Source organism: Halomonas profundus (genome assembly GCF_020865425.1).
Lineage (GTDB): Bacteria > Pseudomonadota > Gammaproteobacteria > Pseudomonadales > Halomonadaceae > Vreelandella > Vreelandella titanicae.
On the sequence record NZ_CP086344.1, the window covers coordinates 742,829 to 767,282 of the forward strand.

Below are 24,454 nucleotides of genomic sequence, written 5' to 3' on the forward strand. Positions count from 1 at the left end.
TGCTTCAGAATGACAGTGCGTACTTTAAGCAGTGCAGTTCAAATTGAGCCTTAGGTCGTAATCTGCTAGTCTGTCGACCCATCCTGGCGTGGCTTTCTGCCGTGCCTTCTGATCACGTTTCGACAGGTTATCCATGACACGATATATCTTCGTGACCGGCGGCGTTGTGTCCTCTCTTGGCAAGGGCATCGCCTCCGCCTCGCTTGCGGCGATTTTAGAGGCCCGCGGCCTTAAGGTCACCATGCTCAAGCTCGACCCGTACATCAACGTGGATCCGGGCACCATGAGCCCCTTCCAGCACGGTGAGGTGTTCGTCACAGAAGATGGCGCCGAAACCGATCTTGATCTCGGGCATTACGAGCGCTTTATTCGCACCAAAATGACCCAGCGCAACAACTTTACGACCGGCCGTGTTTACGAGCACGTGCTGCGTAAAGAGCGTCGGGGCGACTATCTCGGTGGCACCGTCCAGGTCATTCCGCATATCACCGACGAGATTAAAGAGCGCGTTTACGCGGGCGGTGAAGGTTTTGATGTGGCGCTGGTAGAGATCGGCGGCACGGTTGGTGATATCGAATCACTGCCTTTCCTGGAGTCGATCCGCCAAATTCGTAGTGAGCAGGGCGCCAACCGCGCGCTGTTTATGCACCTGACCCTGGTGCCCTACATCAAAACGGCGGGTGAGACCAAAACCAAGCCGACCCAGCACAGCGTTAAAGAGCTGCGCTCTATCGGTATCCAGCCGGATATTCTGATTTGCCGCAGCGAAGTTGAGCTGGAAGAGAGCGAGCGCCGCAAAATCGCTCTGTTCACCAACGTCGAAGAGCGTGCCGTGGTACCGCTGCAGGATGCCGATACGATCTATCGCATTCCGCTGATGCTCCATGAACACGGTCTGGACGAGATCGTTTGCGATAAGCTGCGCCTGGAAGCCCCGGAAGCAGATTTATCCGAGTGGGTGAAGGTACTTGATGCCAAGCTCAACCCGCTCAAATCCGTCAGTATTGCCATGGTCGGTAAATACATGGAGCTGCTGGATGCCTACAAGTCGCTCAACGAAGCGCTGATTCATGCCGGTATCCAGGGTCGTATCAAGGTCAATGTCGACTATATTGACTCCGAAGACATTGAGCGTCATGGCACCGAGCGCTTGGCGGGTAAAGACGCTATTCTGGTGCCCGGCGGCTTTGGCGAACGTGGCGTAGAAGGCAAGATTATGACCGCTCAATTCGCCCGCGAAAACAACGTGCCATATCTGGGTATTTGCCTGGGTATGCAGGTGGCGGTGATTGAGTTTGCCCGTAATGTGGCAGGCTGGAACGACGCCAACTCTACCGAGTTCACCCACGACACCCAGCACCCGGTAGTAGGTTTGATCACCGAATGGCTAAGCCCAGAAGGCAAAGTCGAGCTGCGTGATGCAGCGTCTGATTTAGGTGGCACCATGCGCTTAGGTGGCCAGGTATGCCATTTGGCATCGGGAACCAAAGCACGCGAAGCCTACGGCTCGGATGAGATTGTCGAGCGCCACCGTCACCGCTTCGAGGTCAATAACCAGTTTATCGATGAGCTTGAAAAGGCGGGCTTGGTTATCTCAGGCAAGAGCGTCGACCAATCGCTGGTTGAAGTCATCGAGCTGGCTGACCACCCTTGGTACGTAGCCTGCCAGTTCCACCCGGAGTTCACTTCTACTCCCCGTGATGGTCACCCGCTGTTCTCTGGCTTTGTGAACGCCGCCTTGGATTACAAAACAGCGCGCAGTCGCGCCCACGCGAACTCGCAGGAATAAGAGGGCAGAAGCATGGCTTCTCAAGACCGATCTCAAGAGCGTCATATTAACGTTGCCGGCTTAACCGCCGGTAACTCCTTGCCGCTTATGCTGCTGGGTGGCATGAACGTACTGGAGTCGGCCGATCTTGCCGACGAAGTCGCTCAAGCCTACGTCACGGTGACCCAGAAGCTGGGTATGCCCTACGTTTTTAAGGCCAGCTTTGACAAAGCCAATCGCAGTTCGATTCACTCCTACCGCGGCCCGGGTATCGAGAAAGGGCTGCAGATACTGGCCGATATCAAAGCTCGCCACAACGTGCCGATCATCACTGACGTTCACGAGCCTTGGCAGGCGCAAGCAGCCGCTGAAGTCGCTGACATTATCCAACTGCCGGCCTTTTTGGCTCGCCAAACTGATTTGGTGGTCGCCATGGCCAAAACCGGCGCGGTTATCAATATCAAAAAGCCGCAGTTTTTGGCGCCCCATGAAATGCGTCATATCCTCAGCAAGTTCCAGGAAGCGGGTAACGACCAGTTGATGCTCTGCGAGCGCGGCTCAAGCTTTGGTTACAACAATCTGATTGTTGATATGCTGGGCTTTGGTGATATGAAGCAAACCGGCTACCCGGTATTTTTCGATGTGACCCACGCGCTGCAGCGCCCCGGTGGGCGTGCCGATAGTGCTGATGGGCGCCGTGCCCAGGTGGCTGAGTTAGCGCGTGCAGGCGTGGCTGTCGGCCTTGCCGGGCTGTTTTTGGAAGCCCACCCTGACCCAGACAACGCCAAATGCGATGGTCCCTGTGCATTGCCGCTGGATCAATTAGAGCCGTTCTTGACTCAGCTTGCCCAGTTGGATGCGCTGGTCAAAGGGTTTGAGCCGCTAACGATTCGCTAAGCTGTATTTAGCTAATCAGGTCGTTATATTAATAATTTTATCTGACTAACAGGAAAGGATACTGCCATGACCAAAATTGTTGCTATCAGTGCGTTGGAAGTGCTGGATTCCCGTGGTAACCCGACCGTGCAAGCGCACGTCCGCCTAGCCAGCGGTGCTGTCGGCGAAGCCTGTGCCCCCAGCGGTGCCTCAACCGGCTCCCGGGAAGCGTTAGAGCTGCGTGACGGCGATAAGTCGCGCTACCTGGGCAAAGGCGTGCTGAAAGCAGTCGATGCGGTCAATGGCAAAATTCGTGAAGCGCTGATGGGCATGGATGCGCGTGATCAGCGCGGCTTGGACGATGCCATGTTGGCGCTGGACGACACTGAAAACAAAGCGAATCTGGGGGCGAATGCCATCCTAGCCGTTTCGCTGGCGGCGGCTAAAGCAGCTGCTAACGCCAAAGGCGTACCGCTCTACGCCCACATTGCCGAGCTCTACGGTCAACCTGGCCAGTACAGCATGCCGGTGCCGATGATGAACATCATCAACGGCGGCGAGCACGCGGATAACAACGTCGATATCCAGGAATTTATGGTGCAGCCAGTGGGCGCGCCTAACTTCCGTGAAGGGCTGCGCATGGGCGCGGAAATTTTCCACGCGCTGAAGAAAGTGCTCTCCGCGAAAGGGCTCTCTACATCCGTCGGTGACGAGGGCGGCTTTGCGCCTAACCTGGCGTCTAACGCTGATGCGCTAGCGGTGATTAAACAAGCCGTTGCCGATGCTGGCTATGAGCTGGGTAAAGACGTCACGCTGGCGCTGGATTGTGCTTCGTCTGAGTTTTACAAAGACGGTCAGTACAACCTTTCCGGTGAAGGCAAAAGCTACGACGCCCAAGGCTTTACCGATTACCTGGCAGGCCTGTGTGCCGATTACCCGATTGTGTCTATCGAAGACGGCATGGATGAATCGGATTGGGCGGGTTGGAAAGCGCTGACCGATAAGCTGGGCGATAAAGTGCAGCTGGTGGGCGATGACCTATTCGTGACCAATACCAAGATTCTCAAGCGCGGTATCGATGAGCAGATCGGTAACTCTATCCTGATCAAGTTCAACCAGATCGGCTCGCTCTCCGAGACGCTGGACGCGATTAAGATGGCGCAGGATGCTGGCTTTACGGCGGTTATTTCTCACCGCTCCGGTGAAACCGAAGATACCACCATTGCCGATTTGGCGGTGGGTACCTGTGCCGGTCAGATCAAAACGGGCTCACTTTGCCGCTCTGATCGGGTTGCCAAGTACAACCGTTTGCTGGTGATTGAAGCAGAGCTGGGTGATGTGACCTACCCAGGTTTGAAAGCCATTAAAGGGCAGTAAAATGCCAATATCGAGCGAATTTTTAGAGGTGCTTGTAAGAGATGTCTCAAAATTTTGTAAGAGATATCTTACAAATACCGACGAGAATCGCTCGGTTTAGGGTAAGAAATAGCTTACTTTGCCACTAAGTAAAGTTTAAGATATTGTTTAATAAGTAGTTTTTTAAAAAGGGCGAGTCGCAGCGACTCGCCCTTTTGCATTTTGGCTTTGTTGAGAAGCGGCCATGATCTGACACAATATACACAGGACAAGGGGAGGCAAGGACGCTTCAGTCAGGATGCAGCGGGATGTAGGTCAGATGCGCCGGGTGATACAGTGAGGTGAGCCCTGGCAAGGACGTCATCTGAGGAGGTTGATCCAGGGAGTGGTCAGAGGAAGTGCTTGGAGCGGGCGGCCTACGGGTCGCCTTTTTTTGCCCGCAATTTGGCAGCACATTTTTGACGATACACTTTTGAAAACACAAAAAAACCAGCGCTGTTTTTAACAACCAGCGCTGGTTTAAAGAGAATTTTTAAAGAGAGCCTTTAAAAAGAGCTATGTGCTGATTTTTAAACCGTCACAGCGTTTAGCGCTCTAGTTTCTCAAGCTTGCCGGGCTTGCCATCCCACTCTTCGGCGTCCGGCAGCGGGTCTTTTCTTTCGGCGATGTTGGGCCATACTTCGGCCATCTCAGCGTTAATCTCGATAAAGGCCTCCTGTCCATCCGGCAGCTCATCCTCGGAGAATATCGCCTCGGCGGGGCACTCGGGCTCACACAGCGCGCAGTCGATACACTCGTCAGGATGAATGACCAGGAAGTTCGGGCCCTCGTAAAAACAGTCGACCGGGCAGACTTCCACACAGTCGGTGTATTTGCACTGGATGCAGTTCTCGGTAACGACAAACGTCATCTTGCTATCCCTCTTGCAGGGCCGGGTAACTCCCAGCCATGGTCAATCGTGAATGGTTATAAATCAGCCGTTTTTTATAAGCTAAAAGTTTGAACGACATTCTAGAGGTGCGCATACCTGGCGGCAAGCGCCATATGATCCCAGTTGGTAGCAATGCCAGTACAGGTTTCCGCGAAGACGCTACTTTCGACATCTGACCGCCATGGATGGCGGAAATGCCGGAATAGTCGGGAACATTTTCCGGCCCTGTCGAAAGACCCTCGCTTCAACCTGCCCTGGCACCTGAATCTAACTTATCGCCTTTCATGCTATAAGCACCATTAGATCAGGTCTCGCCACTGATACAATAGTGATAGCGCTTCCCGCGGTGTTAAACCATCCATATCGACGTTTTCCAACGCCTCGACCACCGGATGCGGTGCAGCGGCGAACAGATCGTTTTGCTGCGGTGCGGTTCGCGGCGCCTGCGCCGTGTTATCCACATCGCGCTGCTCCAAACTTATCAGCTTCTCGCGGGCACGTTTAATCACATGGTTGGGCACACCCGCTAATTGCGCCACCTGTAAACCATAGCTCTGGCTGGCCGGGCCCGCTTCGATGCGGTGCATAAACACAATGCTGTCGCCATGCTCGGTCGCCGTTAGGTGGATATTGGCCACCCCTTCCATATGCTCAGGCAGCGCCGTCATTTCAAAGTAGTGGGTCGCAAACAGCGTTAGCGCGCGTCCTTTTGCCAAATGTTCAGCGCTTGCCCAGGCGAGCGACAGACCGTCAAAGGTACTGGTGCCGCGGCCAATTTCATCCATCAGGATCAAGCTTTGCTGGGTGGCATTGTGGAGAATGTTGGCGGTTTCAGTCATCTCGACCATAAAGGTAGAGCGCCCGCCGGCCAAGTCATCCGATGAGCCAATGCGGGTGAATATTCGATCCAGCGGGCCGATCTCGGCGGCATCGGCGGGCACAAAACTGCCGCAGTGAGCGAGAAGGGCGATGAGCGCCGTCTGACGCATATAGGTCGATTTACCGCCCATGTTAGGGCCGGTAATAATCAGCATGTGCTGGTCAGGATTGAGCGTCACGTCGTTGGGCACAAAGGGTGTCTCGCTCACCTGCTCGACCACCGGATGTCGTCCCGCGTCAATTTGAATCCCGGTGGTTTCGCTGAGTGTTGGACGCACCCAGTTCAGCGCCTCGGCGCGCTCGGCAAAGGCGCACAGTACGTCCAGTTCCGCCAAGGCTTGCGAGGTGCTCTGCAGCGCGTGAAGGCTTGCGTTGAGATCGCCAAGCAGGCGATCGTAGAGCCATTTTTCACGCGTCAACGCGCGAGATTTAGCGGAGAGTGCCTTATCTTCAAACTCTTTGAGCTCGGGGATAATGAACCGCTCGGCATTTTTAAGTGTCTGGCGGCGAATATAGTCGGCGGGCGCCTGCTGGGCTTGTGAACGCGGTAGCTCAATAAAGTAGCCGTGCACCCGGTTGTAGCCCACTTTGAGATTGGCTAGCCCCGTGCGCTCGCGCTCGCGAAGCTCGAGCTGAATAAGATAGTCGCCCGCGTTTTCGGCCATGCCACGGTGCTCATCGAGCTCTGAATCAAAGCCATCGGCAATCACCCCGCCATCGCGGATCACCACCGGCGGATTTTCTACCAGCGCCCGGCTGAGCATATCGGCCATTTCTGGGTAGGGGCGAATATGCGGGCGCAGGTTATCCAGCGCACTGCCGCTCTCAACCTCGCTAAGCTGTTGCTCCAGTTCCGGAAGCGTTACCAGTGCATCCCGCAGCCGTGCCAAATCGCGCGGGCGGGCGCTATACAGCGCCACCCGGGCCAGAATGCGCTCCACGTCGCCCACCGCGCTCAACGTCTCGCGCAGCGGCATATAGGCGGCATCCAGGCTTAGCAGCGCCACACCCGCATGACGGGCCTGGACAATCTCGCGTTGACGCAGTGGCCGATTAAGCCAGCGTTTGAGTAGCCGTGAACCCATGGCGGTGGTACAGGTATCCAGCACGCTGGCCAGGGTGTTGTCGCTGCTGCCGCCCAGGTTGATATCAATTTCCAGATTACGGCGGCTGGCAGCGTCGATCACCACCGCGTCGTCGCGGTTCTCAACGCTGATGGCGGTCACGTGGGGCAGGCGCGAGCGCTGAGTGTCCCGGGCATAATCGATCAATACCCCGGCAGCAATTAGCGCAGAGGTTAAGTGCGCACAGCCAAAGCCACGTAAATCCTGCACTTCGAACTGGTCGCAGAGGCTACGGGTAGCGCTTTCCAAATCAAACAGCCACTCGCCCTGGCGGCGCAGGCTGCGTTTCTGCGACCAGGCCTCGGGTAGCGTTAAGCTTTCGGGTACCAGCAGCTCGGCCGGGGAGAGACGCGTCAGCTCGGCGAGCATTTCGGCTTCGCTGTCTACTTCCAGTACGTTGAAGCGACCACTGGAGAGCTCCAGCCAGGCAAGGCCCCAGCTCTCTTTTCCGGGTGAAACGGATACCAGCACGTTGTCGCGGCGGGCATCGAGCAGCGCTTCATCGTGGAGCGTGCCGGGGGTGACGATACGCACCACCTGGCGGTCAACGGGCCCTTTGCTGGTCGCGGGGTCGCCAATTTGCTCACAAATAGCCACCGACTCCCCACCGGCGACGAGGCGGGCCAGATAGCCCTCAGCGCTGTGATAGGGGACGCCCGCCATCGGGATAGGCTTGCCGCCTGACTGCCCACGCTGGGTAAGGGTAATATCCAGCAGTGCGGCGGCGCGCTTGGCGTCGTCGAAAAACAGTTCATAAAAATCCCCCATGCGGTAGAACAGCAGTACCTCGGGGTGCTCGCGCTTGATCTTTAAATATTGCGTGATCATGGGCGTGTTAGGGGGAGTGGCCTGTGACATGGGCGTCCTGATTGAGCAATTTCTTTGAGAAAGCTAAACGCAGTATTCTACGCTGAATAGACGACTCACTTGAAGGAGCGACCATAGTGCCCAGCGAAACTAGCCTGAAAAATCTTGATTTAACCCTGTTAGCTCAGCGGCTGGGGCGGCTGTGTAAGCAGTTGAATGTGGAAGTGACCGCCGCTGAGTCATGTACGGGGGGCGGCATTGCCAGCGCCATTACCGAGGTGGCGGGTAGCTCTGCTTACTTTACGACGGGCTATGTGACCTATGCGAATGCTGCTAAAACGCGCTTATTGGGGGTGCCTGAGACCACGCTGGCCGAGCACGGTGCTGTCAGCAAGGAGGTCGTCAAAGCCATGGTGCTGGGCGCCTGTAATGAAAGTGGCGCGGGCTTAGCTGTTGCCGTTAGCGGTGTTGCAGGCCCAGAGGGGGGGAGCGCTGAAAAGCCGGTGGGTACGGTTTGGTTGGCCTGGGGAGATGCTGCTGCCCAGGAAGCTGAATGCTTTCACTTTCCAGGTGACCGTCAGTCGGTGCGAGAGCAGGCCGTGCGTCAGGCCTTGGTTGGGCTGGTGGTGCGCCTGAATGAGCGCGAGAAGGCGAGCAAGACGAACCAGCCGTAAGAAAAAGGCGCATATGCAAAAAGGCTGTTGATAAAATAGATGAGAGAAAGCGCGATCAAGGATTTGTTTACGGCGCAATCTTTGGCATACTACTGGCTAATTATACAGCTTGTTATGAGGAATCTCTGAATGGCTCAGGATGACAACCGCACTAAAGCGCTAAACGCTGCACTCACCCAAATCGACCGTCAGTTCGGCAAGGGCACCGTCATGCGTCTAGGCGACGCACCGCGTGTCGTCATGCCGTCGGTTTCCACCGGTTCATTGGGTCTGGATATCGCCCTCGGCATCGGCGGGCTGCCGTTTGGCCGTGTGTGCGAAATCTTTGGCCCGGAATCGTCGGGTAAAACGACCCTGACCCTTTCGGTGATTGCTCAGGCGCAAAAACAGGGCAAAGTGTGTGCCTTCGTGGATGCCGAGCACGCCCTTGACCCTAGCTACGCAGAAAAGCTAGGCGTCAACCTGGATGATCTACTGATTTCCCAGCCGGACACTGGCGAGCAGGCGCTGGAAATTACCGACATGCTGGTACGCTCCGGCGGTGTTGACGTGATTGTTATCGACTCGGTCGCTGCGTTGACCCCGCGCGCTGAAATCGAAGGCGAAATGGGTGATTCCCACGTTGGCCTACAGGCGCGTTTGATGTCTCAGGCACTGCGTAAAATCACCGGTAATATCAAAAACGCCAATTGCTTGGTGATCTTCATCAACCAGATCCGCATGAAGATCGGCGTCATGTTTGGTAGCCCCGAAACCACCACTGGTGGTAACGCGCTGAAGTTCTATGCCAGCGTGCGTCTGGATATTCGTCGTACCGGCTCGGTGAAAGTGGGTGATGAAGTCACCGGTAACGAAACCCGCGTGAAAGTAGTCAAAAACAAGGTGGCACCGCCATTTCGTCAGGCTGAATTCCAGATTCTTTACGGCAAGGGTATCTACCACGCCGGTGAGGTCATCGACCTGGGCGTGCAGTGCAACCTAGTCGACAAAGCCGGTGCCTGGTACAGCTATAAAGGTAAGAAAATCGGTCAAGGTAAAGCCAATTCAGCGCTGTATCTGGAAGAGCACCCGGAAATTATGCTCGAAATCGAAACGCAGATTCGTGAGCAGCTCTTGGCCAAGCCCGATCCTAAAAAGGAGAAGGAAGATGCGCCTGCCGAAGCAGCGGCAGAATTGGATGCGGGTGATGACGATCTGCTGTAAGACGATACTCACTAAGCTAATGCTAGCTAAGATAAGCTGATGGCATTCACCTCCCAGCGTGATGCTACGCCCCGTGATATCGCCATTGGTTTACTGGCTCGGCGCGAATACTCCCGCGCCGAGCTTGCTCAGCGTCTGAAGAAAAAGTCTTTCGACGATGCCGCTATTGATGAGTGCCTGGACGCCTTGGTTGAACAAGGGCTGCAGTCTGACGCGCGCTTTGCGGCCAGTTTCGTGCGCTCGCGCATACTGCGTGGCCAAGGCGTGATTCGTATTAAAGGCGAGTTGCGCCAGCGCGGCATAGACCAGGAAACCCTTGCCACCGCTTTTGAAGAAGTGGAGGGGGGCGAGCAGGTCGACTGGTTTGAGCTGGCCCGGGAAACCCTGGCGCGGCGTTTTGATAGCCCCGGTGAGACCCCCAAAGAGCGCGCTAGGCGTGAACGTTTTCTCGCTAGTCGCGGCTTCGATTTTGAACAAATTCGCTACGCGCTCTCCTGTCTGTAATACGTTTTCCCCAGCCTATACAATACCCCCTCTTACATTTCTAGTAGCGCTCTAATACGCTTGTTCATCCAGTTGTTTACGTGGCTGTTTGCCTTTCTGCCACTAAGTGCGGCTTTAGTCGTTTGACAACTGCGCTATAATGGCTGCTTTGCGACCCCTGAGGGTAGCGGCAACAGCGCCCTGGGACATCACGCTTTCTTGTTACGGATACCCTATGAAAAGCGCAGAGATTAGACAGGCCTTTCTCACCTTCTTCGAAGAGCAGGGGCATACGATTGTACCCACCAGCTCATTAGTGCCGGGCAACGACCCGACGCTGCTGTTTACCAATGCCGGCATGGTGCCGTTTAAAGATGTGTTTCTAGGCCGCGATCCGCGCCCTTACGTGCGCGCCACCTCTGCGCAGCGCTGCGTTCGCGCGGGCGGTAAGCATAATGATTTAGACAACGTCGGCTATACCGCACGCCACCACACCTTCTTTGAGATGCTGGGTAACTTTAGCTTTGGCGACTACTTCAAGCGCGACGCCATTCGCTTTGCCTGGGTGTTTTTAACCGAAACGCTGGGACTTCCCAAAGACAAGCTGTGGGTAACGGTACACATCAGCGATGACGAAGCTGAGCGCATCTGGAAAGATGAGATTGGCATCGACCCTGAGCGCTTCTCCAAGCTGGATGAAGATAACTTCTGGCAGATGGGCGACACCGGCCCCTGCGGCCCCAGTTCGGAAATCTTCTTTGATCACGGCCCTGAGGTTTGGGGTGGCCCGCCGGGCAGCCCGGAAGAGGATGGCGATCGCTATATCGAAATCTGGAACCTGGTGTTCATGCAGTTTGATCGCGATGCCCAGGGCACGCTCAACCCGCTGCCCAAGCCCTCCATCGATACCGGTATGGGGCTGGAGCGTGTCGCCGCTGTCATGCAGGGCGTCCACTCCAACTATGAGATCGACCTGTTCCAGAACCTGCTGCAAGCCGCTGCGAAAGCGACCGGGCACCCTGATACCGCTACGCCTTCGTTGCGCGTAATTGCCGACCATATCCGTTCCTGTGCCTTCCTGATTGCTGATGGCGTGCTGCCTTCCAACGAAGGGCGCGGCTATGTCCTGCGTCGGATCATTCGCCGTGCAATTCGTCACGGCCACAAGCTGGGCGCGGTTGAGCCGTTCTTCCACAAGCTGGTGGAGGCGCTGGATGCGGAGATGGGCGATGCTTATCCGGAACTGCGTGAAGCGAGCGATCAAATTGCCCGTGTACTGCTGAAAGAAGAAGAGCAGTTCGCACGCACCCTGGATCACGGTATGGGGCTCTTGAATGCGGCACTGGCCGAGTTGGATGGCAAGGTGCTGCCGGGTGAGACGGTGTTTAAGCTTTATGATACCTACGGCTTTCCCTTCGACCTTACCGCCGACGTCTGTCGTGAGCGTGGCGTTAGCCTGGACGAAGATGGCTTTCAGCAGGCGTTAGAGGCCCAGCGTGAACGCGCACGGGCGGCCAGCCAATTTGGTGCCGACTACACCGCCTCCATCGAGTTGGAGGGCGAAACTGCCTTTACCGGCTACGACCGCTTGGAAGATCAGGCCAAGGTAACCGCGCTGGTCGACAGCGAGGGCAATCCACTGGCAGCGCTGGAAGCGGGGCAGAAGGGTGTCGTGGTACTAGACCGCACGCCGTTTTACGGCGAGTCAGGCGGCCAGGTGGGCGATACCGGCTACCTGTATGTCGACGGCGGCCGTTTCCAGGTAACTGATACCCAAAAGCAGAGCGGTCATCATCTTCACCAGGGCATGATGGTAGAAGGCTCGCTAAGCGTTGGCGCAAGCGTGCGTGGTGAAGTGGATGCCAGCCTGCGCACAGCCACCATTCGCAATCACTCAGCCACCCACCTGCTGCATAAAGCGCTGCGCATGGTGCTGGGTGATCACGTACAGCAGAAAGGCTCGCTGGTGAACGCCGAGCGCCTGCGCTTCGACTTTAGCCACTTCGAGCCGATGACCGCTGAGCAACTGGCGGAAGTCGAACGGCTGGTCAACGAACAGATTCTGGCTAATGCGCCGACCAAGATCGAGCAGATGAGCCTGGATCAAGCCAAGGCCAAGGGCGCAGCAGCGCTGTTTGAGGCCAAATACGCCGAGAACGTGCGCGTGCTGACCATTGGGGCCGATGACTTCTCGATCGAGTTATGCGGTGGTACCCACGTGGCACGCAGCGGTGATATTGGCTGCTGCCATGTGATGAGCGAAGTGGGCATTGCTTCTGGCGTGCGCCGCATCGAAGCGATCACCGGCGAAAATGCGCTGGCCCACTTTCGCGAGCAGGAAGCCCGCCTCGAGCGCTTGGGTGAGCGCTTGAAGACCAAGCCTGAACAGGTCGAAGCGCGGGTAGAATCACTGGTTGAGCGCAACCGTAGCCTGGAAAAAGAGCTTGAGCAGCTCAAGGCCAAACTAGCCAGTGCAGCGGGTAGCGATATGCTCAGCCAGGTGCAGGAGGTCAATGGCGTGAAGCTGCTGGCGACGCAGCTGAATGGCGTATCAGGCAAAGATTTACGCGGCATCCTTGACCAGCTTAAGAACAAGCTAAGCTCTGGAGTGATTATCCTCGGCGTTGCCGACCAGGCGGCGGGCAAAGTGAGTTTGATCGCTGGGGTCACCCAGGATCTGACCGGCCGAGTGAAAGCCGGCGAGCTGGTGAACCATGTTGCCTCCCAGGTAGGAGGGAAGGGCGGTGGCCGCCCCGACATGGCCCAAGCGGGAGGTAGTCAACCCGACGCCCTGCCGGATGCGTTGAAGAGCGTACCAGCATGGTTGGAAAACGTTCTTAGCTAAACCTCTGGGCCGGTGGCATTATTGTCACCGGCCTTATTATTTATTTAAAACTTGTGACACTTTCACCCTCCATTCCCGAACGCATAGGAAAAACGGCATATGGCACTATACGTACAGAAGTTCGGCGGCACTTCGGTGGGCTCTGTCGAGCGTATCAAGGCCGTAGCGGAAAAGGTTAAGGGCTTCCGCGATCAAGGCCATCAGGTAGTGGTCGTGGTCTCCGCCATGAGTGGCGAAACCAACCGCCTGACGGACATGGCACAGGCGCTTAACGACGATCCCGCACCGCGCGAGATGGATATGCTGCTGTCGACCGGCGAGCAGGTAACTATTTCACTGCTCGCTATGGCGCTGCAGCAAATCGGTGTGCCAGCCACTTCGCACACAGGCGCCCAGGTAGGTATTCATACCGATAGTGCCTATACCAAGGCGCGTATCCAGCGCATTGAAACCGAAGACCTCAAGGCCGATCTGGACGCTGGTCAGGTAGTGGTTGTGGCCGGGTTCCAAGGGGTCGATGAAGACGGCAATATCACCACCCTGGGCCGTGGTGGTTCTGACACCACAGGGGTGGCGCTAGCCGCCGCGCTAGGCGCCGATGAGTGCCAGATTTACACCGATGTTGACGGGGTATACACCACCGATCCCCGCGTCTGCTCCAAAGCCCAGCGCTTAACGAGCATTACCGTGGAAGAGATGCTGGAACTGGCCAGTCTCGGCTCTAAAGTGCTGCAGATCCGCGCGGTAGAGTTTGCCGGAAAGTACAACGTACCCCTGCGGGTGCTGTCGAGCTTTGAAGACGGCCCCGGTACCCTAATTGTTGCAGAAGCCGACCAAGACGAGGACGCTATGGAAGAACCACTGATCTCCGGTATCGCTTTCACCAAAAATGAAGCAAAATTAACCCTGCTGAATACACCGGACGTGCCGGGTGTGGCGTCACGCATTCTAGGCCCCATTGCCGATGCCAATATCGAAGTGGACATGATCGTGCAGAACGTGGCGCCGGCCGGAGACTATACCGACTTTACCTTTACGGTTGCTAAGGGCGATTACAAAGCCACTAAGAAGCTGCTTGAAGAGACGGTGATTCCTGATTTGGGCGGCGGTGAGCTGCGTGGCGACGACAATATTGCTAAGGTCTCTTTAGTGGGTGTCGGTATGCGTTCTCACGCCGGTGTGGCGTCGAAAATGTTCCGTGTGCTAGCCGACGAAAACGTCAATATCCGTATGGTCTCCACCTCTGAGATTAAAATCTCGGTCGTGATTGATGAGAAGCATATGGAGCTTGCTGTTAATGCATTACACAAAGCTTTTGGTTTAGATAAGGCAGATATCGAATCTGAATAACATTAATACCTTAAACCTTCTACGCTGAAGGGGTACTTACTGCCGTGTGGTGGTGAGCTTTCTTTCAACGGGAGGTATAAGGTGTCATGGAGCCGGAGTCATTGGTGACAGGGAACACTATGTCGCATAATGGCATGGTGTTGCCTCCGGCTGACATATCCCGTTGCATAAAACGTCTGAAAAGGAGATCAGCCATGCTCATCCTAACTCGCCGTGTTGGCGAAACGCTGATGATCGGTGATGAAATCACCGTCACCGTGCTAGGTGTGAAAGGCAATCAAGTACGTATCGGCGTAAATGCGCCTAAAGATGTGGCAGTTCACCGTGAAGAGATTTACCAGCGTATTCAGCGTGAACGAAACAGTGAAAATGAAGTGGAATAAGCCTTGCGAGCTCGCATGATGAAACGATGCTTAAAGCGTAAGCTTATATGTAAGATATGGCCGGTGCGAAAAAAATCCGTAGAAGACTAGACACAAGAAGACTAAATCGGTAATATTCGCGCCGTGCCGTTGAGGAGAGGTGGCCGAGTGGCTGAAGGCGCTCCCCTGCTAAGGGAGTATAGGGTTTATAGCCCTATCGAGGGTTCGAATCCCTCTCTCTCCGCCAATCGCATGGCCAGTAAGTGCTTTTACTTTGTTAAAAAGTGCATGGTCACAAGGTATGCGCCCGTAGCTCAGCTGGATAGAGTACCTGACTACGAATCAGGGGGTCGGAGGTTCGAATCCTCCCGGGCGCGCCACCTTTTTATGCTGACTGCATTTATGGTTAATCGTATTTGAGATTAGCTGTATTTAAAGTTAGTTGTACCAGAGGCTAATTGCATTAATCAGTATTTGTAATAGTCTTGGTCGCAGTAAAAGTAAACGTTAGTAAAACGTTACGCGCCCGTAGCTCAGCTGGATAGAGTACCTGACTACGAATCAGGGGGTCGGAGGTTCGAATCCTCCCGGGCGCGCCAGATTCCAAAACCCGCTCTCTTATTGAGAGCGGGTTTTCTGTTTCCAGTCTGACCGCCAGTTTCTAGCCTGACCGGAAGTCGCTCGCGCCCCGGTCTTGCGATCGTTTGTAGCGCCCCCGCTTTGCGGTAGGGCGCTTTTTTTTGCCTGTTAAAGGGGTGGTGCGAAAGAAGGGCTAAGCCATTGCAGCTTGCTGTTCGTCGACAACAAGGCTGTCGAGCAGTTGGTCTAACTCGGTGATGCGCTTTACGCGCTGAAAATTCTGTTCAGCTTCACTGCTGCCTTGGCGCATTTGGGCAAGCCACTGCTTTACCAGAGAGACCACGACGCGGTCGGGTAGCTTTTGACGCTGTAGAGCGGCGTATTCTTTGAGCACGTTGGCGCGCATCGCCCAGCTACTCTCAGGTAGCCGCTCGCCGGTTTGCAGCCAGTGGCGAATGCGTGGCGCCAGCCAAGGATCGGCCAGGGCGCTCCGTCCCAGCATCACGTCGCGACACCCTGACAGGGTGCGGGCTTTCCAGTAATCTTCCAGTGTCCAGATATCGCCGTTGGCGACCACGGGGATGCTCACTTGGCGGCGAATTTTGCCGATCCACTCCCAGTGTGCCGGTGGGCGGTAGCCCTCGTCTCGGGTGCGTGCATGAACGACCAGCTGTGCTGCTCCGCCCGCTTCGGTGGCTTGGGCGCAGGCCACCGCTAAACGGCGATTAGCGAAGCCCAGGCGAATCTTGGCGGTTACCGGGATTTCCCCCTCTAAAGCGTCGTGAACGGCTTTAACCGCCTTATAGACGCGATCAGGCTGGCGTAACAGCGAGGCGCCGCCATCGTGCCGGTTAACCAGTTTGGCAGGGCAGCCGAAATTAAGATCGACGCTCACCGCGCCCAGGCTAAGCGCCTGGCGCGCGTTAGCCGCCAGGGCGACTGGGTCAGAGCCCAGTAACTGTAAATGCACGGGAATGCCGCTTGGTGTGGCCACAGGCGGTTGCGCAAGCTCGGGGCAGTGTTTATAAAACACTCTTGGCGGCAGGCGCGCATCGACCACACGTACAAACTCGGTGACCGTCCAGTCGAACCCGGCATGCCGGGTCAGCAGATCACGAGTCAGGGCGTCGATTACCCCTTCCATCGGGGCTAGGCCGATTCTGCCGTTTTGTAGTAAATTAACAACCATGACTTCCACTATCGCGCCATTGCATTCTATTCTGAGTGTGGCAGGTTAGTGCATTCCCCTTACTGCGCCAAGCGCCTTTCACCGTATTGGCGTCATGATGTGCGTAAAAATGGTACTTGAGCTGTGCTTCAAGACACCGGGCTTCAAGGAGATCGCTTTATGCAGGATCTAGAACTATTGCAAGAAGGGCTGGCGTTGATGGCGCTCGGTATGGGCGTAGTGTTTGTTTTTCTTACTGTTTTGGTCATTAGCGTTACGCTGATGTCGAAGCTTGTTGGGCGTTTTCAGCCCGCCCCTGTGGCTGTTAATACGGGCAATAAATCGTCGCCATCTTCGGGTTCCTCTGCGCAAAATGACGAGGTCATGGCGGTGATCAGTGCTGCAGTGCATCGTTATCGCTCAAGCCGGCGTCGTTAACTTTCTCGATTTTTTTCATTTTGGCCCTCTTGTGGCTATTTTTTTGTTATTTTTACTACAAACTTACAACTCTCTACTGTGAGCCATGACAATGAACGAAATAAAACGCCCTCTAGGCATTACTGATGTCGTGCTGCGCGATGCCCATCAATCGCTATTCGCTACACGTATGCGGCTGGACGATATGCTGCCGATCGCCGAAAAACTGGATCGCGTTGGCTATTGGTCGCTGGAAACCTGGGGTGGGGCCACTTATGACGCCTGTATCCGCTATTTGGGCGAAGATCCGTGGGAGCGCATTCGTGCATTAAAAGAGGCTATGCCCAATACGCCTCAGGCCATGTTGCTACGTGGTCAGAACCTGCTGGGCTACCGCCACTACGCCGATGACGTTGTCGATAAGTTTGTCGAGCGGGCGAAAACCAACGGCGTTGATGTCTTCCGTGTTTTCGATGCCATGAATGACCCGCGCAATTTAGAGCGCGCCATTCAGGCGGTGCGTAACGTCGAAGGTCACGCCCAGGGCACCATCTCTTACACCGTGAGCCCGGTACATACCCTGGATAGCTGGGTTGATCTCGCCAAAACCATTGCTGGCTTAGGCGCAGATTCATTGGCTATCAAGGATATGGCGGGGCTACTGACGCCCTATACGGCCTTCGATCTGGTCACCCGGCTCAAGAAAGAGCTATCGATTCCGGTGCACCTGCACTGCCACGCCACCACCGGCCTCTCTACCTCAACCATTTTGAAGGCAGTGGAAGCAGGCATTGATAACGTCGATACCTCGATCTCGTCCATGTCGATGACCTACGGTCACAGCCCCACCGAGTCAGTGGTGGCAATGCTGAAAGACACCGGCCGCGATACCGGTCTGGATCTTGAACTGCTGGAAGATATTGCCGGTTACTTCCGCGAAGTACGCAAGAAGTACGCCGCCTTTGAAGGCTCGCTGCGCGGTATTGATTCGCGCATCCTGATTGCTCAGGTGCCCGGCGGTATGCTGACCAACATGGAAGGCCAGCTCAAAGAGCAGGGCGCGGGCGATAAGCTGGACGATGTGCTAAGCGAGATTCCCCGCGTGCGCGAAGATCTTGGCTTTATTCCGCTGGTGACGCCCACTTCGCAAATCGTCGGCACCCAGGCGGTCATGAACGTGATGATGGGCGAGCGCTACAAGTCGATCTCCAAGGAAGTTCAGGCGCTGCTCAAAGGTGAATATGGTGCTGCCCCAGCACCCTTCAACGCCGAATTGCAAAAGCGCGTCTTGGAAGGCGGCGAGCCGATTACCTGTCGCCCGGCGGATAACCTCTCACCGGAAATGGATAGGCTGGCTGCCGAACTGAAAGAGAAGGCTAGCGCTGAAGGCATTCGCTTGGCCGAAGGCAAGCGCGAAGTAGATGATGTTCTGACCTACGCGCTGTTCCCGCAGATCGGCTTGAAGTTCCTTAAAAACCGCGACAATCCCGACGCCTTTGAACCTGCCCCCCAGGCAACTGACGCAAGTGCTGAAAAGACACCCGCCAAGGTGGAAAGCAAAGAGCCGGTGGCTAGCAGTGGCCCGGAAACCTATACCGTTAAGCTCAACGGTAAAGCCTTCGTGGTGGAAGTGTCTGAAGGTGGTGAACTGGGCGAAGTGCAGGAGCAAACGGCGGCCAGCACTGGCGCCCCCAGAGAGGAAGTGTCTGCACCCACTGGTGAGAGCATTGATGCGCCGCTGGCCGGCAATATCTTCAAGGTTAATGTTCGCCCTGGCGATAAAGTCGCTGAAGGGGATGTGGTGATCATTCTTGAAGCGATGAAAATGGAAACCGAAGTGCGTGTCAGTATCGCAGGCACTGTGTCTAAGGTTAACGTCAGCGAGGGCGACAGCGTAGCCGTAGGCGATGCGCTGATCGAGCTCTAAGGGCCCAGTAATGGATAAATTAGTAACGTTATGGGAAGGCTCTGGGCTATATAACCTTGAGCTTGGCCAAGCCGTCATGATCATGGTGGGGCTACTGCTGCTTTACCTGGCCATTTATAAGAAGTTTGAGCCGCTGCTGCTGGTGCCGATTGGCTTTGGCGGCATTCTGGCCAATATTCCCGAAGCAGGGTTGGCGATTTCAGCGCTAGACCAAGCGATCGAGGTGGCGAAACCCGCAGTGCTACAGCAGATAGCGGCAGCGCTGGGCGCGACGCTGGATCCGTTAGCGAATGCGGAAGCCTGGCGTGAATCGTTAAAAGTGATAGCCCACGATGGCGTCGCACCGGATCAGGTGCGTGCCGCACGTGATATCGCCGTGGGCGTCGGCTATAGCGATGGCATGCTTTACAACTTCTATAAAGTAGCAATTGGTTCAGGTATCGCCCCGCTGATTATCTTTATGGGTGTGGGCGCCATGACCGACTTCGGTCCGCTGCTGGCCAATCCGCGCACGCTGTTTTTAGGTGCGGCCGCTCAGTTTGGCATTTTTGCCACTTTGTTTGGTGCCGTGGCGCTCACCTCGATGGGCATCATGGATTTCTCGCTCAATCAGGCCGCCGCCATTGGTATTATTGGCGGGGCGGATGGCCCGACCTCCATCTACGTCTCCAGCGTGCTGGCGCCGGAGCTGCTGGGTGCTATCGCGGTGGCTGCCTACGCCTATATGGCGTTGGTGCCGCTGATACAGCCGCCCATCATGCGTCTGCTGACCACCGATAAAGAGCGTCAAATCAAGATGACCCAGTTGCGGCCGGTCTCCAAGCTGGAAAAAATCATCTTCCCGCTGATGCTGCTGATTCTGGTCGCGCTGTTTCTGCCCGATGCGGCACCGCTACTCGGTATGTTCTGCTTTGGTAATCTGATGCGTGAGTGTGGCGTAGTCGAGCGCTTGTCGGATACCGCGCAAAACGCCTTGATCAATATCGTCACGATTATCCTGGGACTGTCGGTAGGCTCCAAACTGATGGCCGAGAGTTTCCTGGCATTTGAGACGCTGGGGATATTAGGTCTGGGTATTGTCGCCTTTGGTATCGGCACGGCCGCTGGGGTATTGATGGCCAAGCTGATGAACCTGGTGAGCAAAATGCCCATCAACCCATTGATCGGTGCCGCGGGCGTTTCCGCCGTGCCTATGGCAGCGCGGGTGGCGAATAAGGTGGGGCTGGAGTCCAACCCACATAACTTCCTGCTGATGCATGCCATGGGCCCCAACGTGGCGGGTGTTATTGGGTCGGCAGTCGCGGCCGGGGTAATGATTAAATACCTGGGTTAACTAGTCCTCTGCCATCAACGACATAGGGGTGTCATTGCGAACGCAGTGAAGCAATCTGGGGTTGGTTCTCAGGGTAGGCTTGAGATTGCTTCGTTGCAGGCTCCTCGCAATGGCCGGTGAGTGTCATCGCGAGCGAAGCGCGGCGATCTCGGTTTGTTTGCCACCGCAGAACGAGATTGCCGCGTCGCAAGCTCCTCGCAATGACATATGGGGCCCTTTCATCTGCTGCGTTATGCCTTTGGTGCAGAGAGAACCTCAATAGCACTCTTCAAGCGGTTTTCTAGCGGGGCAAGGTCAAGCGGGCAGTCCCGTGGCCAGCCAATGGTCAGGCGAACGCCATCACCATCGTAGTCGGCTTGCTCAATAGGGATGTCGTGCTCTTCGCACCAGGCGCGGGCAATCGCTTCATTGGCAAAAGTAAGGCGCAGGGTGTAGGTGTCGCGCTCAACCACTTCCCGGGTAGCGAGTGTCTCAAGGGCATGGCTAACCGCCTGAGCGTAGGCGCGGGCTAAGCCACCGGTGCCGAGCTTTGTACCGCCAAAATAACGAATGACCACACAGCCAATCTGGCCCAGTTGGCTCCCCTGGAGAACCTGATACATGGGGCGGCCAGCGGTGCCGCCAGGCTCGCCATCATCGGAAAAGCCAATCAGATTTTGCTCGCCGGGTGGCCCGGCAATGTAGGCAGTGCAGTGGTGGCTGGCATTAGGATGCGCGGTTTTCGCCGCATTCAGCAGAGTAGTGAATGCGTTGATATCGGGAGCGTGGCAGATCCAGGTGATAAATTGGCTCTTTTCTACTTCAATGTCAGCCGTGTGCCATGACCCTGTGGGTAACTCGGGAACCCGATAGCGCATTAATGCTCCGTAAAGGTAGTCTCACTTTTCACACCCATTACCATGCCGAGTACCTGAATATCCCGGTTGTGCAAAAATAGCGCTGGCTGCAAAGTATCTTCTGGCCATAGCTCTACGCCAAAGCGGCTGATAGAGAGCTGCCTCAAGGCGATCGTTTGCTGGTTTATTTCGGCAACGGCAGTTTCTGTCTGGGTATCGTGTTGATAGCGCCGGATAATAATGACATCGCCATCGAACAAGTTGCAATCACACAGTGCATTGCCACGCACTTTGAGTGCATAGGTATTGCGTCGGGTAATGCTAGGCGCCATTGCGTAAGGGTGCGGTGCCGGTTGTCTACGGCCAAACGTAACGGTAGGTGCTGCCATCGATAGGGTCATCAAAGAATCTCCATTGCATGTTCTTTCATACAGTGGTTTTCATTGTAGACCTGTTTTTGCATACAGTGCCAGAGATAATTGCTCTCACGACATATTGATGAAGATCACGCTGCGACCCAGCGCCGCATTGTGTGAGTGGCGAGAAAGGGGCTTTACGTGTAGAGTTCGACGCGAAATCAATATGCCAGGAGAGACGCTTGAGCCTGTGTCTACAAGCCCGCCAGCTTGCCTGTGAACGCGATGACCGCTGGCTGTTTCAAGGGTTAGATCTGGAGGTTCGCAGCGGCGAGATAGTGCGAATTGAAGGGCCCAATGGTAGTGGTAAAACCAGCCTTCTGAAAATTCTCTCCGGCCAGCTCAGTGACTACCAGGGCGAACTGTTCTGGAATGGCGCTGCGATGAACGAAGCACGTGAACATTTTCTCGCGAATTTGCTCTATTTAGGACATGCACCGGGCATTAAGTCAGGGCTTTCCCCGTTAGAAAATTTAGCCTGGTATCAGGCGTTAAGCGGGGAAAGTGGTAATGAAGATCAGCGCCTGGAAGCTCTTGAACGGGTTGGGTTGGCAGGCTTTGAAGATGTGCCCGCAGGGCAACTCTCAGCAGGGCAACAGCGCCGTGTTGCCCTGGCGCGCTTAACGTTAACGCTGCGCGCCCTATGGGTACTGGATGAGCCTTTCACCGCGATTGATCGCCACGGCGTCGCTGATCTAGAAAGACAGCTGGTTGCCCACGCTCAGGCGGGGGGCTGTGTGTTAGTAACGACACACCACGAGTTAACCGCTTCACCGTTGCTCAGACGGATATCCCTAGGGTAAAGGAGAAAGGGTTGCACAGCTCTTTACATGGCGCTTCAAATAGCTCTTCACACGGCTCTTCACAAAGTTCGGAGACCGCTCAACAGGTTTCAGCAGTGCCACTGCGTGAGCATAATGGTGGGTTAATGACCGCAGTGAAGGCCACGCTAGTGCGTGACTTAACGCTATTGCTGAGACGCCGTGGCGAAGTGCTCAATCCACTGGTGTTTTTTGCCCTGGTGATCACGCTGTTCCCGATCGCTATTTCGCCCGACCCTGAGCTGTTAGCGGTGATTGCTCCAGGTTTGCTGTGGGTCGCAGCTTTGTTAGCCGCGCTGCTTTCATTAGACAGCCTGTTTCGCAGCGATTATGACGACGGTAGTCTGGAGCAACTGCTATTGGCGCCGCAGCCGTTAGTCGCGCTAAGTTTGGCCAAAGTGGCCGTGCACTGGCTGCTGACAGGCCTACCGTTGGCGCTGATGGCGCCGATATTGGGTATTATGCTGGCGCTGCCAGCGGGCAGCTACGCCGTGCTGGCGCTGTCGCTTGCCCTGGGTACGGCAAGCTTGAGTTTGATTGGCGCCATCGGTGCGGCGTTAACCGTTGGCTTGGCACGGGGTGGAGTGCTGCTCTCGCTACTGGTGCTGCCGTTGTATATCCCGGTGCTCATTTTTGGCGCAGGCGCGGTGCAGGCGGCCATTTTTGGAGAGGGTGTCTCCGCACACCTGGCTATCCTGGGCGCGCTGCTCGCCGCCTCACTCATGTTGGCGCCGTGGGCGATTGCCGCATCGCTGCGTATCAGTATTAACGGTTAAGGACAGGACACGCTATGTGGGCCTTTATACATAAGCTGGGATCACCCAAGTGGTTCTACGGCATTAGTGCCAAATTACAGCCCTGGTTTTGGGCCGCGGCGGCGCTGTTGATCGTCACTGGCTCGCTGTGGGGGTTGGCGTTTGCGCCAGCGGATTACCAGCAGGGTAATAGCTTCCGAATTATTTACGTCCATGTGCCGGCGGCCTTTTTGGCTCAGTCTATCTTCATTGCCATGGCGGTTTCCGGCCTGGTGTTTATGGTCTGGAAAATTAAAGTCGCCGATATGGCGGCGGCGGTGATGGCGCCTCTTGGCGCAGCTATGACCTTTGTCGCGCTGTTTTCCGGTGCCGTATGGGGTGTACCCACTTGGGGAACCTGGTGGATGTGGGATGCACGGCTAACGTCAATGCTGATCTTGCTGTTTTTGTACTTGGGCGTAATTGCTCTGCGTGGGGCTTTTACCAGCCGCGATAGCGCCTCACGGGCAGCCTCGGTGCTGGCCATGGTGGGGGTGATCAATATTCCCATCATCAAATACTCGGTGGACTGGTGGTACACCCTGCACCAGCCCGCTTCATTTACGCTGACCTCGCGCCCGGCCATGCCTACTGAAATGTGGCTGCCTCTGGTCATTATGGTGCTGGGTTTCTACTGCTTTTTCATTGCCTTAACGCTGATGCGCACACGCAGTGAAATTTTGCGCCGCGAAGCTAACAAACGCTGGGTACAGGAATTGGTGACCGGCCAAGTGGTGGAACTACCGGCAGAGGAGGCTCGCTAATGGCGTTTGACTCATTTTCCGAATTTCTCGCCATGGGTGGTCACGCGCCTTATGTGTGGTCTGCCTGGGGCGTGACAGCGCTACTGCTGCTCGCCACCGTATGGCATGCGCGTGCTGAACAGCGCCAATTGATCAAAGGCTTGAAACGCCGTGCAAGACGCGCAAACAGCGCAAGGGGAAACGCCCAATGACGCCTAAACGTAAACAGAAACTCTTTATTATCCTGGGCCTTGTGTCGCTGGCCGCGATTGCCGTGGGGCTGACCCTGTACGCGCTGCGCGCTAACATCAATCTGTTTTTCAGCCCGGTACAGATCGCCCAGGGCGACGCGCCCATCGAGCGGCAGATTCGCGCCGGTGGCATGGTGAAAGAGGGTTCAGTATCCCGTGACCCCGAGAGCCTGGACGTCGAGTTTGTCGTCACCGATTACGTTGATGACCTGGAGGTCTACTACAGCGGCATCCTGCCCGACTTGTTCCGCGAAGGCCAAGGCGTGGTAGTGATCGGAGAGCTTCAGTCCGATGGTCGTTTGTACGCCGATAAAGTGCTTGCGCGCCACGATGAGAACTATATGCCCCCTGAAGTCGCCCAGGCACTTGAAGAGGCGGGCTATTCGCCAGCCGACTACCAGGCCAAAGCCGCGGAAGTGGGTAAACGCCTGGACGAAGAAGGCGTACCCCAAGCAAGCGAATACTAAGACCCACAGTTTAACCGCCTTGCCTTACCGCCAGTGCTGGTTCG

Annotated in this window: 22 protein-coding genes and 3 tRNA genes; 20 read left to right on the plus strand and 5 right to left on the minus strand. The window is 55.9% G+C overall.

The genetic code is table 11. The annotated features are described in order from the left end of the window. Window positions 1–133 precede the first annotated feature (133 nt). The 3 genes from pyrG to eno all read left to right on the plus strand — a co-directional run bounded on the left by pyrG (window position 134) and on the right by eno (window position 4,021). Complete coding sequence (gene pyrG / locus LMS44_RS03490; protein WP_022519971.1) at window positions 134–1,789, plus strand: CTP synthase; 1,656 nt, start codon at window positions 134–136, stop codon at window positions 1,787–1,789. A 12-nt stretch (window positions 1,790–1,801) separates the two neighbouring features. Beyond that, the gene (gene kdsA / locus LMS44_RS03495) at window positions 1,802–2,665 is read left to right on the plus strand and encodes a 3-deoxy-8-phosphooctulonate synthase (RefSeq protein WP_022519970.1); all 864 of its coding nucleotides are present in this window, start codon (window positions 1,802–1,804) and stop codon (window positions 2,663–2,665) included. Between the two features lie 66 nt (window positions 2,666–2,731). Beyond that, window positions 2,732–4,021, plus strand: a complete 1,290-nt coding sequence (gene eno / locus LMS44_RS03500; protein WP_041157616.1) for a phosphopyruvate hydratase — start codon at window positions 2,732–2,734, stop codon at window positions 4,019–4,021. Between the two features lie 565 nt (window positions 4,022–4,586). Here the strand turns inward: eno and fdxA are convergent. Together fdxA and mutS are read right to left on the minus strand one after the other, a co-directional pair. Beyond that, window positions 4,587–4,910 carry a ferredoxin FdxA gene (gene fdxA / locus LMS44_RS03505; protein WP_007111508.1) on the minus strand — a complete coding sequence of 108 codons (324 nt, stop codon included), beginning with the start codon at window positions 4,908–4,910 and terminating at the stop codon, window positions 4,587–4,589. A 320-nt stretch (window positions 4,911–5,230) separates the two neighbouring features. After that, entirely contained in the window at window positions 5,231–7,792 is a 2,562-nt protein-coding gene (gene mutS, locus LMS44_RS03510) for a DNA mismatch repair protein MutS (protein ID WP_009286779.1), read from the minus strand. An 83-nt stretch (window positions 7,793–7,875) separates the two neighbouring features. Between mutS and LMS44_RS03515 the strand changes: the two genes are divergently transcribed. The 9 genes from LMS44_RS03515 (at window position 7,876) to LMS44_RS03555 (ending at window position 15,257) form a co-directional block, all read left to right on the plus strand. Then, on the plus strand, window positions 7,876–8,415 hold the full coding sequence (locus LMS44_RS03515) for a CinA family protein (protein WP_230804949.1): 540 nt from the start codon (window positions 7,876–7,878) through the stop codon (window positions 8,413–8,415). A gap of 129 nt (window positions 8,416–8,544) precedes the next feature. Beyond that, entirely contained in the window at window positions 8,545–9,618 is a 1,074-nt protein-coding gene (gene recA, locus LMS44_RS03520; protein ID WP_009286780.1) for a recombinase RecA, read from the plus strand. A gap of 39 nt (window positions 9,619–9,657) precedes the next feature. Continuing rightward, complete coding sequence (locus LMS44_RS03525) at window positions 9,658–10,122, plus strand: regulatory protein RecX (RefSeq protein WP_022519966.1); 465 nt, start codon at window positions 9,658–9,660, stop codon at window positions 10,120–10,122. Window positions 10,123–10,336: 214 nt separating this feature from the next. After that, entirely contained in the window at window positions 10,337–12,946 is a 2,610-nt protein-coding gene (gene alaS / locus LMS44_RS03530) for an alanine--tRNA ligase (protein WP_230804911.1), read from the plus strand. Between the two features lie 99 nt (window positions 12,947–13,045). Further along, entirely contained in the window at window positions 13,046–14,296 is a 1,251-nt protein-coding gene (locus LMS44_RS03535) for an aspartate kinase (protein WP_009286781.1), read from the plus strand. Between the two features lie 194 nt (window positions 14,297–14,490). Then, window positions 14,491–14,679 (plus strand): carbon storage regulator CsrA, encoded by a 189-nt coding sequence (csrA, locus tag LMS44_RS03540; protein ID WP_007111501.1) that lies wholly within the window; start codon window positions 14,491–14,493, stop codon window positions 14,677–14,679. A gap of 133 nt (window positions 14,680–14,812) precedes the next feature. Beyond that, window positions 14,813–14,905, plus strand: a tRNA-Ser gene (locus LMS44_RS03545). A gap of 56 nt (window positions 14,906–14,961) precedes the next feature. Then, window positions 14,962–15,038 (plus strand) — tRNA-Arg (locus LMS44_RS03550). Window positions 15,039–15,180: 142 nt separating this feature from the next. Then, window positions 15,181–15,257 (plus strand) — tRNA-Arg (locus LMS44_RS03555). 173 nt (window positions 15,258–15,430) lie between these two features. Here LMS44_RS03555 and LMS44_RS03560 read toward each other — a convergent pair. Further along, window positions 15,431–16,426, minus strand: coding sequence for a tRNA dihydrouridine synthase (locus LMS44_RS03560; RefSeq protein ID WP_223828023.1), 996 nt, complete (start codon window positions 16,424–16,426; stop codon window positions 15,431–15,433). A 159-nt stretch (window positions 16,427–16,585) separates the two neighbouring features. On the opposite strand from LMS44_RS03560, the gene LMS44_RS03565 reads away from it, so the two are divergent. The 3 genes from LMS44_RS03565 (at window position 16,586) to LMS44_RS03575 (ending at window position 20,082) form a co-directional block, all read left to right on the plus strand. Next, window positions 16,586–16,843, plus strand: coding sequence for an OadG family protein (locus LMS44_RS03565; protein WP_022519963.1), 258 nt, complete (start codon window positions 16,586–16,588; stop codon window positions 16,841–16,843). A gap of 91 nt (window positions 16,844–16,934) precedes the next feature. Then, window positions 16,935–18,749 carry a sodium-extruding oxaloacetate decarboxylase subunit alpha gene (gene oadA / locus LMS44_RS03570; RefSeq protein WP_230804909.1) on the plus strand — a complete coding sequence of 605 codons (1,815 nt, stop codon included), beginning with the start codon at window positions 16,935–16,937 and terminating at the stop codon, window positions 18,747–18,749. Between the two features lie 10 nt (window positions 18,750–18,759). Beyond that, complete coding sequence (locus LMS44_RS03575) at window positions 18,760–20,082, plus strand: sodium ion-translocating decarboxylase subunit beta (protein ID WP_022519961.1); 1,323 nt, start codon at window positions 18,760–18,762, stop codon at window positions 20,080–20,082. 230 nt (window positions 20,083–20,312) lie between these two features. Here LMS44_RS03575 and LMS44_RS03580 read toward each other — a convergent pair whose 3' ends face one another. Together LMS44_RS03580 and LMS44_RS03585 are read right to left on the minus strand one after the other, a co-directional pair. After that, window positions 20,313–20,939, minus strand: a complete 627-nt coding sequence (locus tag LMS44_RS03580) for an IMPACT family protein (RefSeq protein WP_022519960.1) — start codon at window positions 20,937–20,939, stop codon at window positions 20,313–20,315. Next, the gene (locus LMS44_RS03585; RefSeq protein WP_230804907.1) at window positions 20,939–21,319 is read right to left on the minus strand and encodes a LexA family protein; all 381 of its coding nucleotides are present in this window, start codon (window positions 21,317–21,319) and stop codon (window positions 20,939–20,941) included. The genes LMS44_RS03580 and LMS44_RS03585 overlap by 1 nt, the downstream gene beginning before the upstream one ends. Window positions 21,320–21,516: 197 nt before the next feature. Here LMS44_RS03585 and ccmA point away from each other — a divergent pair, with 197 nt between their 5' ends. From ccmA to ccmE, 5 genes are all read left to right on the plus strand, one after another. Further along, window positions 21,517–22,137, plus strand: a complete 621-nt coding sequence (gene ccmA, locus LMS44_RS03590) for a cytochrome c biogenesis heme-transporting ATPase CcmA (RefSeq protein ID WP_190373954.1) — start codon at window positions 21,517–21,519, stop codon at window positions 22,135–22,137. A gap of 125 nt (window positions 22,138–22,262) precedes the next feature. Continuing rightward, a complete protein-coding gene (ccmB, locus tag LMS44_RS03595; RefSeq protein ID WP_223828158.1) occupies window positions 22,263–22,931 on the plus strand; it encodes a heme exporter protein CcmB in 669 nt (222 codons plus the stop codon). Between the two features lie 14 nt (window positions 22,932–22,945). Beyond that, window positions 22,946–23,713 (plus strand): heme ABC transporter permease, encoded by a 768-nt coding sequence (locus LMS44_RS03600; protein ID WP_230804905.1) that lies wholly within the window; start codon window positions 22,946–22,948, stop codon window positions 23,711–23,713. Further along, on the plus strand, window positions 23,713–23,904 hold the full coding sequence (ccmD, locus tag LMS44_RS03605; RefSeq protein ID WP_022519956.1) for a heme exporter protein CcmD: 192 nt from the start codon (window positions 23,713–23,715) through the stop codon (window positions 23,902–23,904). Before LMS44_RS03600 ends, ccmD begins: the two co-directional genes overlap by 1 nt. Then, window positions 23,901–24,410: a cytochrome c maturation protein CcmE gene (gene ccmE / locus LMS44_RS03610; RefSeq protein ID WP_230804904.1), complete on the plus strand. Its 510-nt coding sequence runs from the start codon at window positions 23,901–23,903 to the stop codon at window positions 24,408–24,410. The genes ccmD and ccmE overlap by 4 nt, the downstream gene beginning before the upstream one ends. Window positions 24,411–24,454 lie beyond the last annotated feature (44 nt).

Bases quoted from the DNA above. Each gene is read 5' to 3' on its own strand.
- eno (WP_041157616.1), top strand. From the start codon at position 2,732: ATGACCAAAATTGTTGCTATCAGTGCGTTGGAAGTGCTGGATTCCCGT.
- alaS (WP_230804911.1), top strand. From the start codon at position 10,337: ATGAAAAGCGCAGAGATTAGACAGGCCTTTCTCACCTTCTTCGAAGAG.
- LMS44_RS03525 (WP_022519966.1), top strand. From the start codon at position 9,658: ATGGCATTCACCTCCCAGCGTGATGCTACGCCCCGTGATATCGCCATT.
- recA (WP_009286780.1), top strand. From the start codon at position 8,545: ATGGCTCAGGATGACAACCGCACTAAAGCGCTAAACGCTGCACTCACC.
- LMS44_RS03565 (WP_022519963.1), top strand. From the start codon at position 16,586: ATGCAGGATCTAGAACTATTGCAAGAAGGGCTGGCGTTGATGGCGCTC.
- csrA (WP_007111501.1), top strand. From the start codon at position 14,491: ATGCTCATCCTAACTCGCCGTGTTGGCGAAACGCTGATGATCGGTGAT.
- ccmB (WP_223828158.1), top strand. From the start codon at position 22,263: ATGACCGCAGTGAAGGCCACGCTAGTGCGTGACTTAACGCTATTGCTG.
- oadA (WP_230804909.1), top strand. From the start codon at position 16,935: ATGAACGAAATAAAACGCCCTCTAGGCATTACTGATGTCGTGCTGCGC.
- LMS44_RS03580 (WP_022519960.1), bottom strand. From the start codon at position 20,939: ATGCGCTATCGGGTTCCCGAGTTACCCACAGGGTCATGGCACACGGCT.
- ccmE (WP_230804904.1), top strand. From the start codon at position 23,901: ATGACGCCTAAACGTAAACAGAAACTCTTTATTATCCTGGGCCTTGTG.
- LMS44_RS03560 (WP_223828023.1), bottom strand. From the start codon at position 16,426: ATGGTTGTTAATTTACTACAAAACGGCAGAATCGGCCTAGCCCCGATG.
- fdxA (WP_007111508.1), bottom strand. From the start codon at position 4,910: ATGACGTTTGTCGTTACCGAGAACTGCATCCAGTGCAAATACACCGAC.
- ccmD (WP_022519956.1), top strand. From the start codon at position 23,713: ATGGCGTTTGACTCATTTTCCGAATTTCTCGCCATGGGTGGTCACGCG.
- LMS44_RS03535 (WP_009286781.1), top strand. From the start codon at position 13,046: ATGGCACTATACGTACAGAAGTTCGGCGGCACTTCGGTGGGCTCTGTC.
- pyrG (WP_022519971.1), top strand. From the start codon at position 134: ATGACACGATATATCTTCGTGACCGGCGGCGTTGTGTCCTCTCTTGGC.
- mutS (WP_009286779.1), bottom strand. From the start codon at position 7,792: ATGTCACAGGCCACTCCCCCTAACACGCCCATGATCACGCAATATTTA.
- LMS44_RS03585 (WP_230804907.1), bottom strand. From the start codon at position 21,319: ATGACCCTATCGATGGCAGCACCTACCGTTACGTTTGGCCGTAGACAA.
- kdsA (WP_022519970.1), top strand. From the start codon at position 1,802: ATGGCTTCTCAAGACCGATCTCAAGAGCGTCATATTAACGTTGCCGGC.
- LMS44_RS03600 (WP_230804905.1), top strand. From the start codon at position 22,946: ATGTGGGCCTTTATACATAAGCTGGGATCACCCAAGTGGTTCTACGGC.
- LMS44_RS03575 (WP_022519961.1), top strand. From the start codon at position 18,760: ATGGATAAATTAGTAACGTTATGGGAAGGCTCTGGGCTATATAACCTT.